We start from the raw sequence: 15,365 nt of genomic DNA on the forward strand, positions 1-15,365 counted from the left end.
CTGGTGTTTGAAGAAATAACAGGCGTGCCACAACTCATCGCTTCTAATGGTGGCAAGCCAAAACCTTCATAGGTGGAGGGCCAAACAAATGCATGCGCGCCAGCAAATAACGCCGCATTTTCTGCATACGACATGACGACTGCACGATCGGGTCTGTCAATCCCTACAATCGAGAAAGATGGTTTTCTCGAAAGGAGGTTTTGATGATCGTTCGGCGCTTAGGCGCATGGCTGGCGGCGCTCACCACGATTGTCGTGAGTTGGCCCACGCCGGAGCACGACCTGCGACGGGTGCCACCCGCGCTGATCACCCCCGTGGTGCAGTTGGTGGCCCAGCCGCAGGTCGCGCTGCCGGGCATGGTCGTAACCGTGGTCGTGACGCAGCCTGCCGAGGCGGTCACGACGACCCTGACCCTGAACCTCTCTCCGACAGGCGCATGGGATCAGGTCGTCACGAGCCACAATCGGGAGTGCACGATCCATGAATCAGACGCGAGCTGTGGCCCGCTCCATGATCCGACGCTGCCTGCGGTCGCCACGCTGGCCTTCACCGTTCCCGTCACCGCCACCGATCCGCTGGTCATCACCGCATCCCGCCGTGATCGCCCGACGGATCCAGTGATGACGACGGTGCTGCTTGATCTGACGAATATGGGTACATCACTGCCAACCGCGACGCTGGTCGCTGTGCCCAGTCCCACAGCAACGCTGGTGCTAGTGCCAACGGCCACCGCGATCATCCCTAGTCCTATTCCGGCAACCGCGACCGTGGAGCCAACAGCCGTGCCAACCGCGACCACGCTACCCACCGTCCCCCCGACGGCGAGCAGCACGTCGTTGCCACCAAGCACGGCGACCAACGTTCCGACGGTCACACCGACGGCCACGCCGACGGGGAGCAGCACGCCGCTGCCGATTCTGCCACCACAACACCCGTCCGATATTGGCCTCCCGCCAATTATCGTGTTTCCGACCATAACCACCGTGCCTGCTGCGCCCGTGGTGGACGCGCCGAGCGACACGACCACGCCGCCCGTGCCCACCGCCTGTGTCGTCGAGGGTCAGCCCGTGGCAGTGGTGGATAGCCAGATTCGGGCAGGCGTGGAGCCGTGTGCGCTCCTCAGTCTGCCACTGGCGGTGCAAGCGATTCCCCCAGCACTCGCGCATGTCGTGGCCGAGGCCGACAGCGCATTACGGGCCGGACCAGGTATCGCCTATGTGCCGCTTGCCCATATCCCACGCGGCTATGCGGTCACGCTGACGGGGCGGATGTTTCAGGGCTATGTCGAAGTCACCGCCTTTCGGGTCGGGGCCGCCCCCTTAGCGGGTTGGCTCTGGAGTGCCGATTTAATCGTGGATGCCCTTGTGACCACACCACAGCCAACCATGACCGATCCGGTGGCCGCGCTGCCCTCACCGAGTGCGCCGCTGCCACCCAGCCCTGATCCGGTCGGGATACGCCCAACGGCCACGCTGCCCGTCCTCGGCTGGCGCTTTCAGGCGCTGCCTGCATCGACCCGCATGGTCACGGTGCAGGTTTGTCGCGGGACGGCGACCTGTGGCCGTGATCAGGGGATTGGTGGCATGGCGGTCGTCGTCGATAGTCCCGCTGGGGATCGGCTGGCGCAAGGCTGGACGGATCGCACGGGACGCTGGGTGGTGACCCTGCCCATACAGGAGGGCTTGGTGGTGCGCGTGCCGTGGTTGGGGCAGGTGATGCCGCTCGCGGCGAGTGCAGATCGCGTGCATCTGCCCGTGAGCGAGGCGGTCATGCCGCCCACCTTTGGAGGCCCGCAATGACCAGTCCCTATGACCATGAGTTTCAGGCCTTTCTGGCTCCGCTGCTGGCCGGGTTGTCGGTGGCTGCCCGCCACGCCGAACTTGACCGCTTGACCGACTTGTGGCAGCGCGAAGGCGCGGTTCCAGTCAATGGCCAGTTGGTGTGGCTGGGTACACCTGCCACGACCCGCCTCACGGCGACCGCGTCCGTTGCACCGTCGCCGCGTACGTCGCAGCGCTGGATTGGGGTGGTGATCATCGTGGTGGTCGTGCTGAGTTGGGTAGTGCTCGGTCGCCGCTCGCAGGCTGCGCCGTTGGCGGCGGGGGTGTTGCGTCCCGTGACGGTGACCACGGATAGCGAGGCGGCTCCGGTGCAACTGCTGATCGGGTCACAGGCATTTGCGGTGCAGGCCTTTGACCCGGCCATGGGCTGGCCTGATCCCATGGGCATTCCCGCAGCCACGGCGGTCTGGGGTGGGACGCGCAGTCAGATTGTGCTGGGGCTGGATGGCACCACATTGGATGCGGATGCCCTCACGCTTGGGTCGCAGATCACGCTCCAGCAGGTGCGGGGCGATCAACGCATCCTGCGGGTGGTGGCACGCCAAACGGTGGCGGTCTATGCCAGTGCCACGATTCCCCAACAGCAGGTGGGCGTGACGCTCGTGCTCTGGGATCAGGACGACCTCAGCACGCGCACGCTGGTGCAGGCGATTCCTGCCGATCAGCCGCTGCTCTCCACCCGTGATGGCGCGGTTCCGATGACGGTCACGGGGATGGACTGGACGCTGGTAGCAATGCAGCCCACGCTGATGGTCAGTGTGACCGTTGGGCCAACGGATCAGGCGGGGAGCGTGACGCACCATCGGCAGCCGCTCGTCACGCTGCCCGTGGCCACCGCGACCACGATCAGTATTCCGGTCACGGCGACGGCCATGCCTGGCACGCGGGTCGATTTGCCGCTCGCGGTTGCTGGGCAGGCCGTGCCCCTCAGCATTGCCATGCCCGACCTGCCCGTGGTGCAGGTGGAGTGGCAGACGGTAACCGCGACCCCGCAGGGCTTGGCGATCACGACGGTGTTGCGCAGTCCCGCCACGGTGCTGCTGGCTGCTGATGCAACCTGTACGGTGGGGGGTATAACCACGCCACTCCAGCCGGATCAGCCGTGGCCGCTCACGATCACGACCGTGCAGACGGTCGTCTGGACCTGTCCGCTTGACCCGGCGCAGCCCGTTCCCGTGACGGTGCAGATCGGGTCGGTTGGCCAATCGATTCTTCCCTAGTGGTTTTGGAGGTTTGTATGGCTCGATTTTTGGTCGCTGCTGGTGAGTTCGATGTGATGGAACTCTTGAACAAGTTTGTCAATATCGACAGTTTGTATACCTTCGCGTGGGTCGTCTTTGGCTTATGTGGCTTGACCTTTGGCGTGATGTTTGTGGCTGGCTCATTTGCCAGTGCGCTCGCGAAAAAGCTGCGGATTGCCTATTTCCTCGGCGGGATCATGCTGATTGCCTTAATTCCCATTATCTTGGATTTGGTGAAGCCCGCCTTCAAGGCGGTTGGGCAATAAGGTTGTGGTGGATGGAACGCTGCGCAGCGGGCGTGCTGCACAGCGTCCTTTGTTTCAAGGAGGTGCATGATGCAGGTCTTTCGACCCTTTTTACAGCCGCCCACCACGATTGTCAGCGTGCCCGCGCTGGGCGGCTTGTCTATCGGCGATCTGGTGACCCTTGGTGGCTGCGGCATCGCCATGAGTGTCGTCCTTGCCCCCATCGGATTACCGCTCTTGGTGCGGTTGCTCATTGGCATCGTGCTGGGCCTCGTGGTGGCACGCGGAACCTATCAGGAGCAACCATTGCGGGGGCTGGTCTTCGGCATGCTGCGCTATGGCCTCGTGCGGGTGCTGGCTCCGCAACGCTTGACCGTGGATTGTCGCACGTTGGGGCAGGGTGAGGCCACGGGCCGCACGACCACGACGGCGGTGATGCAGCCGGATGGGACGCTGGTCAGTTTGGCCGATCGGGGGCTGGAATGACCACCCCCCTGCTTCTCCAGCTGCATGGCCTTGAAGTCTTGAATCTCCACCCCCAACAATGGGAGGTGGCGATTGATCGGGTGCGGCAGGCAGTGCAAAGCCTGGTCGTCGATTGGCGCTTAATCAGTGTGGTTGCACCCCGCTCGTTGGCCAATCGTCGCCAGCGGATTCACGACCAGCTGCGCTTGCTTGATCCCAGCGACCCCCAGCATCCGCGCCTGACTGCCCAACTGTTGCATATGCAGGACTTAGAGCAGCACGCCATGACCAGCATGACCCACTATCTGGTGATCTGGTGTCCGGCCAGCCTCGCACCTGCGACCGTCGAACATACGTTGGGCCGCGCCTGTGGTGGAGCAACGCGCCTGCGCAGTCTGCCCTTGCTGTTGGGCGCGCCAACGGTGCAGATGACCGTAGCGAGTTGTATTGCGGATACCCCAACGGGCCAACGCTGCTGGCAGGGGATGCTGGCCGAGCGCTGGCACGGATCGCTCTCGCCCTTGCTGTTTCGCTCGCTCTTGCTCGAGCAAACGCATGCAATCATCGTCGTCGATGCGCTGACCATGGCTCCTGACCGCGCGCGCACGACCATGGATGTGGCCTTGCAACGGCTCGATGCGCATGCGGCGCTCAATCCGACCTATGACGAAGCGCGTCGCCACGCCGTGCAAGACTGGCAAGCCGCCTCGACCCATCTGGAGCGGGGCGCACTCTTGCACACAGTCCAGGTCGCGGTCTTTGTCGGCGCGGCCACGCTGGAACTGGCGCGCACCCATGCCCAAGCAGCCCGCCAAGCACTCGGATCAACCATCAGCTTCCATCCAATGCGCGGTCGCCAACAGGATCTGCTGCCCATGCTCGGCACGCATGCCACCGCCACCCTTGACCTGCCCACCGCAGGCCACCCCATGATTACCGCGCAGCTGGCGACGCTGCTACCGATTTATCTGGCCCAGCGCTCGCAGCCACCAGCGACAGCATTACTGACAGGCGTGGACGAAATGCGCGGCACACCGTTGCTCTTGGATTTGACCGCCTTGCCTGCGCTGCATGGCTTTTTCTGTGGCGCAACCGGGAGTGGGAAGAGTAGCTATGTGGCCACCCTTGGCTCACGCTTGGTCGATGATGCGGGCTATCAACTGATTCTGCTTGACCCACAAGGGGCATTTGCTCCCCTCGCCGAAGCCTATGCCGACCGGGCCTCGGTCAATCGGGTGGCCTTGGATACGCTCAAACTGAATCTCCTTGACCCGATTGTTGACCTGCAACACGACCTCGTGACCCAAGTGCTCCATGTGGAAGAAGTCCTCCAGTGGCTGCTCGATGGCGCATTGACCCAGCTGCATCGTCAGACCCTGCGCCGGGTCTTGTCGGTGCTGTATGCCACCCATGCCGCGCCACGCTTATCGGATGTGGTGACGCTCTTGGCGGATGATACAACCGGCCTGCGCGACCTCATCCTGCCATGGACACTCTCGCCCTTTGCCGAGGTCTTTGATCAGCCCTCGACGATGGACTTGACCCTTGATCCCACGACCCCGGTCGTGATCTATGACGTGTCCGATGCGAAAATGCCCGACCACATCAAGCAGTTTTTCTTAGTGCTGATTGCCAGTGCCATCCAACGCGAGATTCGGGTTAGGCCACGGAAGGCCATTATTGGGATCGATGAGGCCGGGGTCTTGTTTTCCAATCCCCTCTTGGCCAGCTTTGCTGAGCGCTTGGCCAAGACGGCGCGGCGCTTCGGCGCAGGGGTGTGGGTCATCGACCAAACGACCCATTTATTAGGGACAAAGGCTGGAGCCGAGATTTTTGAGAATAGTTTCGTGACCGTGATCGGCACGATGCGCAGCGACCAATTGCCTGCGTTGCGCGAGCGCTTCCCGATGGTCACAGACAGCCAGCTACAATGGATCACGGGCCTCGGCATGACCGATGACCAACGCAAGGAACGGGCAGGCCAATATCTGATCATCGTCAACGAAACGCCGTACCTCATCTATAACCATCTCTCGCACTGGGAGTGGCAGCTGATCCCGCAGCGAGCGGTGCTGCATACGGAGGCCGACGATGGGCGTATTTGATCGCTGGTTTGGCCCCGCAGCGGCTGATCCGACCGTGGCAGCCCGCCAACGCGCGGCAGCATGGGGTGCGTTTCTCGCTGCCCAACGCGCCGCGTTGCCACCACGGCCAGGTGCTGGTGGCGCGCCGACCACGGCGATTCCCGCCATGCCGCCTGTTGCGATGGCTGCACCGACCACGGCAAGCACCACCGTGCTGGTCATTGAAGATGGCGAGGAGGGGGTATGAGCCTCCTGGTATTCGTCCTTATGGTCGGTGGCGTGGGCTGGCTTCTCATGCGGGTGCTGACGACGATCACGACCGAGCAGGCGCAATGGTCGGCGTGGCGGATACGGGTTCCGGCGGGGATGGATGCGTCCACGCTGCGGGATGCACTCGTCGATGGGGTGGGGATGGGCGCGGCATGGCTGTGGCTCGTGCCCACCGCGCACGGGCGGCAACTGCTCCTGCACACGACTCCCGCCACCTACGCCCTGCTCATGACGACGCTGCGCGAGCGCATCCCATTGGCTACGCTGCGGCCCGTGACCCTGACCTTGCCGATCCTGCGCTGGCGGCGGGGTGGCGCGGATGATCAGACGATGCAGGGCTGGGCGCTGCGCAACGGCGTGGTGCAGGCCGTCCATGCGACCCCGCAGCGCTGGGGTTGGTCGTTGGCGCTGGTTTGGGTGTTGGGATTACTGCGGCCACACCCGTGGGTGGGTGATTTGCCGCTCGACGAGGCCGCACTGCTGCCCGATCTGCCGTCGTTGCCAATGCAGCTGCCTGCGGTCGCTGGCGTAGCATGGCAGTTCAGCGCGGATGTCGCGCTGCCCCTTGGCACGCCACTCGATCTCCGTGGCCCGGCTGCACAGCGTTGGGCCACCGTCGCGCAGCTGGTCGACCAAAGCATCCATGCGCATGCCAGTGTGCTGGCGCTCGTTACACCAGCCCATGCCGCAACCATATTGCCGCTGCTCGAACCGCTGGGGGAACGGTTGCGCGTGGTCGATGGCCGTCAGCCTGCGGTCACCACCACGCTGGATGTGGCCGCATGGCTCGACGACACGGCCATGACCACCCTGCTGGGCCAGATGGCGGATTTGCAACCGCACGATTCCCTCTGGCAGACGATTCCCACCCTCTTAGCCCATTGGCGCAACCGCGCACACCCCAGTCTCAGCGATCTCATTGCGCTGGCTGGACAGGTCATGAACACGCCGGATCGGGCGGCCATTGATCAACGGATGGCCGCCCAACGCTGGGCGGTACGGCTGCGCCGCTGGCTCACGCTCGACTGGCTGAGTGTGTTTGCGACTCCCGGCGATGATCTGCCGCTGCTGCTCCAGCGCGGTGGGGTCGTGGTGGTCGTGCTGCCAGATGATGCAGAACAAGCAGCGCTGGTGCAGCAGATTATTGCCATGGCACTCCCGTCATGGCAGGCAGCGAGTCCACGCCCACTCCTCACGGTGAGCGATATACCGTGGGCGGAAGCCACGCTGCAAGGTGGCGATCAGCTGGCACCGCGCGTCGCGTGGCACGGGTATCTGGGCGGTGGCGTGATTCCCACCACGGCGGTGCTGAAGGCCCATGGGCTTGATCCATGGATGCTCGTCACCATGCATGGTTTGCTGCTGGCCCATGCCGAGGTGTGTGTCCATGTGGCTGCGCCATGGGACGCTGCTCCTGGCATGGCTGCGCCAGAAGCGCCACCCTCCCATGTCTTTTGGCAGTGTGATCCGACCGATCTGTTTCAGCCCGTGATGGCGTTGCCCTCGACCGCAGCGGGTGAAGTGGAATCCCGTGGTACGCCGATGCCGTTGGCCAGCCCTCCGCCATTAACCGCGCGGTCGCTACCACCTGTCGCACAGCTGACCCATGATGCGATGCTGAGCGATGACCAGCTGCACGCCCTGATTGAAGCCTTACTGGCCGACCGCCGCAATGGGGTCTCGACGAAACAGGCTGCAACGGTGTTGGGCGTGGATCGCGGACTGGCTGAGCGGCTCGTGGCGTTGGCCACCGAGCGGTTGGCCAGCGTTTTAGGCACCCACTCGCGCCATGGGCTGCTGCTCAAACGGGAGGTCACGGAGGCCGAGGTCTGGGCACTGGTCGGGATTGATGCTGATGACGATGCGTGCACTGAGGAAGTGCCCGAGGAGGAACCCGTATGCATGGACGCTTAATCCTCGCGGTCTATGGCCGCACGCTGGCGGGATTTGGGGTGGTGTTGATCGGGGTGCTGTGGCTGTTCAGCCCATGGCTGCTCGGGCATCTGACCAGTCCGCGCCTTGCGCCCTTGTCCACCTTGGTCACACGCATGCACACGATCAGTGGCTGGTTGCTGATGGGCTATGGGCTGTGGCTGCTCGCGACGCTGGTCGCATGGCTGCGGTTGCGGCGGCGACCAGCTGTTGAGGGACAATGGTATCTGCTGCGCATTCCCAAGCCGATGATCACCGATCCCCACAGTAGCACGGCGGCCCAACTCGGCCAACGTGAGGCGGCGATGGCCGGGGAAATCGTGCGCGTCTTGCAGGCGATTGTCGCCCATGCGCCTGCCGATCGGCGAATTGCGCTTGAACTGTGGTACACCGATCAGGGGATTGCGTGGAGTCTCTGGCTCTCGCATTCCGATTTGCATGCGCCCGTCTTTAGTGCCGTCCAAGGCTTTGTGCCGGGCGGTGATCTGTTGGAACAGCCTGATCCGGTCACAACCGCTGCCCCCGCGCTGGTTTGGACGAGCCACACCCTTGCGCAGCCCGCGATCTATCCACTACGCCGTGCCGATGCGATGGTCGGCGATCCGCTTGATGCGGTGATTGGCGGCTTACGACCGCAGCAAGGCGTGACCGCGATTGGCGTATCGCTGACCCTTGGTCCCGTACCGGAACGCTGGCAGCAGCAGGGGCGCGCCATGGCCGATCTGCTAGGACTGAGCGCCAAAGACCAACAGGCCAGTGCCAGCAAAGAAACCGCGACCGCCATGCTGGCCAAACTGCAAAGTCCCGCTGTGACAGTCACCCTGCGCACGGTGGTGCTGGCTGAGACTGCCGCGATTGCCACCGCCCAGCACCAAATTCTGGTGGGCGCGCTCGCCAGCTATACCACGCAGCACGACCGCCTACGCCAAGCCTGGACTCATGGCCGTAGCCAGACCACGGTGACTTCTGCCCTTCGGGATCGCCACGTGGCACACTGGCTGCCTATAGCTGTGCCGCCTTTGCTGCCCGCACCAGCACCGCCCGTGCTGAGTTTGCCCGAAGTCAGTGCCCTCTGGCATCTGCCCACGGGACGGCACTTAACGGTCGCCATCTGGCGCAATAATCGCTTTGCGCCGCCCAGTCCGGCCTTGATGGTCAGCACGATTGGCGCACCGCCGCCTGCATTTGATGTGACGACACCCCTCAAGGATCGCATCGTGCGCATCACCGGCGGCGTGGCCGCCGATGGACGGCAGGTCTATTTGGGCTTTCCGCTCAAAAGTTACACTTTTCATCAGCAGATTACCGCCTCAACTGGAGCGGGCAAGAGCCACGCAGCGAAGGTGCAGCTGGGCGAATTATTGCGCATCGGCGCAGGCTTTGGGGTGATCGACTTCAAGGGCGATTTGGTTAATGACCTGTTGACGATGATTCCTGATGATCGGCTTGATGATGTGATTGTCTTTGACCCCCTTGATCCCGAGCACTGCCTTGGGCTAAACCTGCTCGACCCGACCTACCTCAATAAAGATACCGAACCGGACTTTTTGGTCGAATTACTGGAGGCACTGGTCGCCAGCACCGATAGCCATTGGGGCGATTCGGCGGGCATGCAGGAAGCCTTGCGCTATGGGGCCTTGACCTTAATGGAAGGTGAACCCACGCCCACGATTGCCCATCTCTATCTGCTCTTTTCCAGTAGTGCGTACCGCGCCACGGTGCTGGAGCGGGTCACCGATCCCGATTTAGTCTTGTTCTGGACCTATCAGTTTCCGAAATTGAGCGATACGCAGAAGTCCTCGATGACCGCCTTGCAACGGCGTTTGAGTCAGTTTTTGATCAATCGCACCGTGCGGATTACCTGTAACCAGACCCGCACCACGATCCCCTTTCGCCAAGTAATGGATCAACGCAAGATTGTGTTGGCCAAGCTGCCGGTCGAATTGATTGGTGCGACCGCTGGCGGGATTCTGGCCAATGTGCTGATTAACCTCGTGCTGGCAGCGGCGTTCAGTCGGCTGGATACGCCCGAAGAGGAGCGTGAGCCGTGGGTGCTGGTCGTCGATGAATTTCAGGAAGCGATGCGGCGCGGCGATCCGGCCAACTACCAGAAGATTCTGGAACGCTTGCGCTCGTTTGGGATTGGGCTGGTGTTGATGCACCAAGGCACGAGCCAATTGCCTGCGGAGATGCTGGCCACAACCTTGGAAATCGTCCAAACCCGCCTGATTCTGTCGGCCTTTGGCCCCGATGCGGCGGTGTGGCAACGGCAGTATCCCGATGCCCGGCTCACGATGCAGGACTGGGCGGGAATTCCCTTGCGTGAAGAAGGCTATGCGGCAATCTCCATTAATGGCTTCCGCCAACCCATCTGCACGATCACGCCGCTGCCGCTCTGGCCTGCGCTGCCACAAGGTGGCGCAGCCCGTGCGTTCACGCCGCTCGCCCCACCGCCACGCGATGCCCTCGACGAACGGCTGCGCGCCTTGGCCCAGTTTGGCCGCGCGGAACGGTTGCGCTTACTGCGGGATGCGCCACCCGCACTCTGGGACGCGATCCTGGACCGGATGCAAGCGGATCGCGCTGATCGCCATGCGCAGCTGCTGGCCCCGACCTGTTCCTTGCCCCGTGCCGCGCGCGTGCTGGCCTTGAGCCATGGGAAAGCGGCCACGCCACGCGATATTGCTTTAGCAGCCTTGACGCGCTTGACCCTCAGCATTCCGCGTGATGCGGTGGACGAGGAGCCACCTGTCAAGGGCAAACGCGGACGGGGTGGCGCGCCAGAAGCGACCTATGAGGCGACTCCCGCAGGCGGTTCTGTGGCGACTCCGGCGGTGGTCGTCAATCCCCGTAAAGTCGGGGTAGCCACGGTGATGCAGGCCGAGCCGACGGCCACGAGTCTGATGCAGTTATTAGCGGAGAATCCTGATGCAGGTCTCTAAATACCTTCTTATTGTAGTACTCATCGTGGTAGCCATCCCCCGTGCCGCGCTCGCCGTCGTCACGCCCTTCACCGTGACCACACGTGGCACGACGGTGGTGCTGGCTGGCGTGCCATCCCAGCCCACGACGGTGGCCGTGCGCAGCCTGACCGCTGCCGCGCCGATGCTGACCGTGACCATGGACACAACGATGCTAGACCACCCTGATCCGGCGCGATTGGCCGACCTACCGACCGCCCCGGTGACCCTCCTGCGCAGCGGCAGCTATCGTGGCTACCCGGTGTGGGTCTACCAGGTCCAGCCGACCATCCAGCAGCAGGGGCAAATCCAGCAGGTGACGCAGTTGAACGCCATGCTCGACAATGCCGTGGTGGTGGAATCCCCTGCCGATCTGCAAGCACTGCCGCGCGTGCCCTTTGGCGATCCGGTGCCGCCAACCAACCCACTGGCGTTTGACAACCACACATGGACGCTGACCGTGACCACGCCGGGCATGCAGCGGGTGACCGGGGCGATGCTGGCAGCGGCAGGCATTGACCTTGCAACGCTCAATCCGGCAATGGTGCAGGTGCAGCATGCGGGCATGGTGATCCCGCTCGATTGGCGTGGGGTTGGCGATGGCGTGGTTGATCCGCATGACGAGGTTCGTTTGTGGGTGGATGCCGTGGGCGACCGCTGGAACCAGACAACGACCCTGTGGCTCACGACCGCAGCGGCCACGCCCTCGCCTCCCATGACTTCTCGCTTGGCGCTTGACAGTACCGCACCCCTGACCAACACCGTCTGGATGACCAGCACATGGGACGAGCCACAGCTGATCGAGAGTCGCCATGCAGGGGTACGTGGGTGGCATACGTTCAGTCGCCGCCTGAATAGTCTGGCGGGCGGCACTGCCGATGCAACCACCATGCTGCTCACACCCACCCTGCCACTGGCAAGCGGCCTGATGACCGTGACCTTAACCGGAGCGACCGTCACCAGTCTGCCCGTATCGCTGGTGGTGAACACCGTGCCAATGAGGGTTCCGGCAACCTCGGCCTGGCACAATTCGGTCGCGATGACCACGACCGCCGCCCTCACGATCACCCTGCCAGTCCCAGCGAGCGGTGCAGCAAGTCTGCTGCTCGAAACTGTGATGGTAACCCGCCCCATGCGGTTGACGACCCTACCAACCGAACCGTTTTGGAGTGGGCCAACGCCTGCGCGCTATGCCCTACCCGACGCGCCCCCGCTGCGCACGCTTTATGATGTGACTGAGCCAGCGCAGCCGCAGATTGTCATCCTGCCTGCGGGACAAACGCCCATCCTCGCTGATTCGTTGGTCAATCGACGGTATCTGCTGGTTGGCCATAGGCCGCTCCCCATGCCAAGGCTTCAGCGCCATATCCCCATCGTGCTGCCCACCGCCGGAGCCGATGTTATCATTGCCCCGCGTGTCTTCCTGCACGCGCTTGAGCCGCTGCGCACGCCGACCACGGTGCTTGTGGCGCGGGAGGATCTCGATGCGGCATGGGCTTTTGGCCAGATGTCACCGGATGCACTGCGATCCTTCCTGCGCCATGCAGCGGCGACATGGCCCACGCCACCAACGAGCGTCCTATTCGTCGGCGATGGCACGGCTGATCCGCGCGATGTCCTGGGCTATGGCCAGATAACGCTGATCCCACCGTTGCTCGCCGAGGTTGATTTATGGCTGGGCGAAACCGCCTGTGAATCCTGTTATGGCCAACTGGACGGCGCTGATCCGCTTGACGACCTGCTGCCTGATCTGCCCGTCGGACGCTGGCCCGTCAAAAGCATCGCCGAATTAACCGCGCTCATCGCCAAGCAGCAACGCTATACCGCCGCACCATGGGGCGTGTGGCAAAGCACGGTGGGCAGTGTGGCCGATAACGCCGAAGGGGCGCTCGAATTTCCGCAGCTCGCGGCTCAGAGTGAGGCGGTCTATCCGCTCACGATGACCCTGCACCGCGCCTATTATGTTCCGCAGGCCACGACCGCTGACCCCGCATGGCATGTAGCCGATGCGCAGGCCGTCCGTGAACGGGTCTTGGCGATCTGGAACACAGGCGTGACGATCATGCAATACATCGGTCATAGCCACGCCTACCAGTGGGCTGTGACCGATCCGCTCGTTGAGCCGCGCGGCTTGCTCGATCTGAATGCAGTGAGCACCCTCCAGAATAGCGAACGCCTGCCACTGCTGTTGGCCTTGACCTGCCTGACGAGCGCCTTCCAGCAGCCCAGTCCCCGTGGGACGACGCTCGATGAGGCATTGGTCTTGCATCCTGACGGTGGCGCGATTGCCACGTGGGGATCGAGTGGGTTGGGAGTGGCCCATGGCCATGATCACCTGCAACATGGATTGGTAACCGCAGCGCTGACCATCCCTCAACCGACACTTGGCCAAATCACTGAAGCAGGGCTGCTCCAATTAGCGCTCCATGGACAATGTTGCACTGATGCACTCCGCACAACCGTGCTCTTAGGAAATCCCGCCACAGTGCTGCACATTGCGCCTGCGCCGCAGCGGGTGTGGGCGTCCTTGGTAATGAAATAACGCTCCCGGAACGGTCTCATTCAATACCATATGTGCTTCTGCCTTATCAGCAAAAGCCTATACCTGATGATATATTACGATTGTGATCAGTACTTTTACCCTAGATGCATGATCCTAAATAGAAGCCATGAGTAAGGGTTTATGGTATATGGCAGAATGCATCCATTCAGGCGATACTTGGGTTCATCAACCTACCACGACGATGTTCCTCAACCATGCTGCCCGAAATTGCAGGATTGAGGATGATGGGAGTCCTGTATGGATCGCCACGCACCAATTGTTCATCCAACCATTGCGCTCATTCCAGCCTTTAATGAATCACGATTTATTGGAAGTTTGGTTTTGGCCACCAAAGCCTATGTTGATATGGTTATCGTGATTGACGATGGATCAACGGATCAAACGGTTACTATTGCACAACAGGCAGGTGCAGTCGTTTTGAAGCATACTGTAAATCAAGGTAAGGCAGCTGCGGTCAATACCGGATTTCGCTATAGTGCAACCCTAAACCCGTTTGCAGTAGTAATGCTTGATGGCGATGGTCAACATATTGCCGACGATATTCCAACGCTGCTGGCACCGATTTGTCAAGGGCATGCGGATGTCGTGATTGGGTCGCGCTATGGAACCATTCAGAGCACCATTCCTTTTTATCGCAAGGTGGGTCAAGTAGGTTTAACCTCGCTCACCAATCTGGTCTCTGGGGTCCATGTCAGTGATTCACAAAGTGGGTTTCGTGCATTTTCTGCTCATGCAATTGCATCGTTGTCTTTTACGACCAATGGTGGATTTTCGATTGAATCAGAGATGCAATTCCATATTCATGATCGCGCCTTACGGGTAACAGAAGTCCCGATTCATGTGTTGTATGTAGAAAAGGCCAAGCGCAATCCTGTTCGCCACGGGCTGCAAGTTGTGAAGGGTATCCTCAGTGCGGCTACAACCATGCGTCCCGTGTTCTTTTGGTGTGGAAGCGGTTTCGTGGCCTTAAGTCTGAGTACAGTGCTGCTCGTATTCCTTGCCGAACATACAACCGTGAGTTTGTCACAATTCGCATGGATTTTGAGTAGTTTGCTGATTGGTATGCTGCTCAGTGTTGGCTCGATCGGCACAGGGATAATCCTTCAGCGCCAGCGGATCATGTTACAACGCATGGAAACATCCTTAAAGCAACAATTGCAGCATCCCATGCAAACAACAATCAATCAGCCAGTTTTAGTGCCATCGCTTGATCGCAGCTATGACACAATTCCGCAGGCACACGCATAACAAGAAAGACGATACCCATGGAAGCAAGTATCATTATTGTCAGTTATAACAGTCATGATGATCTGATTGAATGCCTCGATTCGGTGCTCACGGAATGTCATGATGATGCGCGCTATGAGATTATCGTTGTTGATAACGATTCCCACGATGCAAGCCGGACATTAATCCGTCACCAGTATCCTATGGTGCGGCTGCTTGAAAATACGAATACTGGTTATGCTGGTGGGAATAATTATGGCGCATCTGTTGCCCAAGGTGATGCCTTGATCTTCCTTAATCCTGATACGATTGTTATGCCAGGTGCGATAGCAGCCTTACTCACGCCCTTGCTCAACGATCCAACGATTGGATTGACCACCGGATGCCTCGTCCATTATCAGCATCCTCACCAGATTAATACGTGTGGCAACCATATGCACTATACAGGACTGACCTATTGTCGTGGGGCGAACCAACCCCGCACACAGTATGCGATGAGTTGCACCGTTGATGCCGTATCTGGGGCAGCATGCGCTA

At 61.4% G+C, this 15,365-nt stretch carries 13 protein-coding genes; 12 read left to right on the top strand and 1 reads right to left on the bottom strand.

Translation table 11 applies throughout. The features are described 5' to 3' along the window. On the bottom strand, positions 1-170 hold a 170-nt coding region (locus SE18_RS26980), incomplete at its 3' end, for a glycosyltransferase (RefSeq protein WP_407928503.1). A gap of 8 nt (positions 171-178) precedes the next feature. Between SE18_RS26980 and SE18_RS28050 the strand changes: the two genes are divergently transcribed. From SE18_RS28050 to SE18_RS23505, 12 genes are all read left to right on the top strand, one after another. Next, a complete protein-coding gene (locus SE18_RS28050) occupies positions 179-484 on the top strand; it encodes a hypothetical protein (protein ID WP_236706963.1) in 306 nt (101 codons plus the stop codon). Positions 485-617: 133 nt separating this feature from the next. Further along, entirely contained in the window at positions 618-1,799 is a 1,182-nt protein-coding gene (locus tag SE18_RS23455) for a hypothetical protein (RefSeq protein ID WP_236706968.1), read from the top strand. Next, positions 1,796-3,061 carry a hypothetical protein gene (locus SE18_RS23460; protein WP_054536917.1) on the top strand — a complete coding sequence of 422 codons (1,266 nt, stop codon included), beginning with the start codon at positions 1,796-1,798 and terminating at the stop codon, positions 3,059-3,061. The genes SE18_RS23455 and SE18_RS23460 overlap by 4 nt, the downstream gene beginning before the upstream one ends. Positions 3,062-3,078: 17 nt before the next feature. Further along, on the top strand, positions 3,079-3,348 hold the full coding sequence (locus SE18_RS23465) for a hypothetical protein (protein ID WP_054536918.1): 270 nt from the start codon (positions 3,079-3,081) through the stop codon (positions 3,346-3,348). A 66-nt stretch (positions 3,349-3,414) separates the two neighbouring features. After that, the gene (locus SE18_RS23470) at positions 3,415-3,813 is read left to right on the top strand and encodes a hypothetical protein (protein ID WP_236706965.1); all 399 of its coding nucleotides are present in this window, start codon (positions 3,415-3,417) and stop codon (positions 3,811-3,813) included. Beyond that, entirely contained in the window at positions 3,810-5,897 is a 2,088-nt protein-coding gene (locus SE18_RS23475) for a helicase HerA domain-containing protein (RefSeq protein WP_054536920.1), read from the top strand. The genes SE18_RS23470 and SE18_RS23475 overlap by 4 nt, the downstream gene beginning before the upstream one ends. Beyond that, positions 5,884-6,123, top strand: a complete 240-nt coding sequence (locus tag SE18_RS23480) for a hypothetical protein (protein ID WP_054536921.1) — start codon at positions 5,884-5,886, stop codon at positions 6,121-6,123. Before SE18_RS23475 ends, SE18_RS23480 begins: the two co-directional genes overlap by 14 nt. Next, positions 6,120-8,060 (top strand): hypothetical protein, encoded by a 1,941-nt coding sequence (locus SE18_RS23485; RefSeq protein ID WP_054536922.1) that lies wholly within the window; start codon positions 6,120-6,122, stop codon positions 8,058-8,060. Before SE18_RS23480 ends, SE18_RS23485 begins: the two co-directional genes overlap by 4 nt. After that, entirely contained in the window at positions 8,045-11,020 is a 2,976-nt protein-coding gene (locus SE18_RS23490) for a type IV secretory system conjugative DNA transfer family protein (protein ID WP_054536923.1), read from the top strand. Before SE18_RS23485 ends, SE18_RS23490 begins: the two co-directional genes overlap by 16 nt. Positions 11,021-11,300: 280 nt before the next feature. Then, the gene (locus SE18_RS27745; protein WP_236706966.1) at positions 11,301-13,580 is read left to right on the top strand and encodes a C25 family cysteine peptidase; all 2,280 of its coding nucleotides are present in this window, start codon (positions 11,301-11,303) and stop codon (positions 13,578-13,580) included. Positions 13,581-13,838: 258 nt separating this feature from the next. After that, positions 13,839-14,849 (top strand): glycosyltransferase family 2 protein, encoded by a 1,011-nt coding sequence (locus tag SE18_RS23500; protein ID WP_054536925.1) that lies wholly within the window; start codon positions 13,839-13,841, stop codon positions 14,847-14,849. Positions 14,850-14,866: 17 nt separating this feature from the next. Next, on the top strand, positions 14,867-15,365 hold a 499-nt coding region (locus tag SE18_RS23505), incomplete at its 3' end, for a glycosyltransferase (protein ID WP_152976733.1).

The sequence above is a fragment of the Herpetosiphon geysericola genome, assembly GCF_001306135.1.
GTDB lineage: Bacteria > Chloroflexota > Chloroflexia > Chloroflexales > Herpetosiphonaceae > Herpetosiphon > Herpetosiphon geysericola.

Coding starts and splice junctions, on each gene's coding strand:
- SE18_RS23500 (WP_054536925.1), top strand. CDS start 13,839: ATGGATCGCCACGCACCAATTGTTCATCCAACCATTGCGCTCATTCCA.
- SE18_RS23485 (WP_054536922.1), top strand. CDS start 6,120: ATGAGCCTCCTGGTATTCGTCCTTATGGTCGGTGGCGTGGGCTGGCTT.
- SE18_RS28050 (WP_236706963.1), top strand. CDS start 179: ATGGTTTTCTCGAAAGGAGGTTTTGATGATCGTTCGGCGCTTAGGCGC.
- SE18_RS23465 (WP_054536918.1), top strand. CDS start 3,079: ATGGCTCGATTTTTGGTCGCTGCTGGTGAGTTCGATGTGATGGAACTC.
- SE18_RS23480 (WP_054536921.1), top strand. CDS start 5,884: ATGGGCGTATTTGATCGCTGGTTTGGCCCCGCAGCGGCTGATCCGACC.
- SE18_RS23490 (WP_054536923.1), top strand. CDS start 8,045: ATGCATGGACGCTTAATCCTCGCGGTCTATGGCCGCACGCTGGCGGGA.
- SE18_RS23475 (WP_054536920.1), top strand. CDS start 3,810: ATGACCACCCCCCTGCTTCTCCAGCTGCATGGCCTTGAAGTCTTGAAT.
- SE18_RS23470 (WP_236706965.1), top strand. CDS start 3,415: ATGATGCAGGTCTTTCGACCCTTTTTACAGCCGCCCACCACGATTGTC.
- SE18_RS23460 (WP_054536917.1), top strand. CDS start 1,796: ATGACCAGTCCCTATGACCATGAGTTTCAGGCCTTTCTGGCTCCGCTG.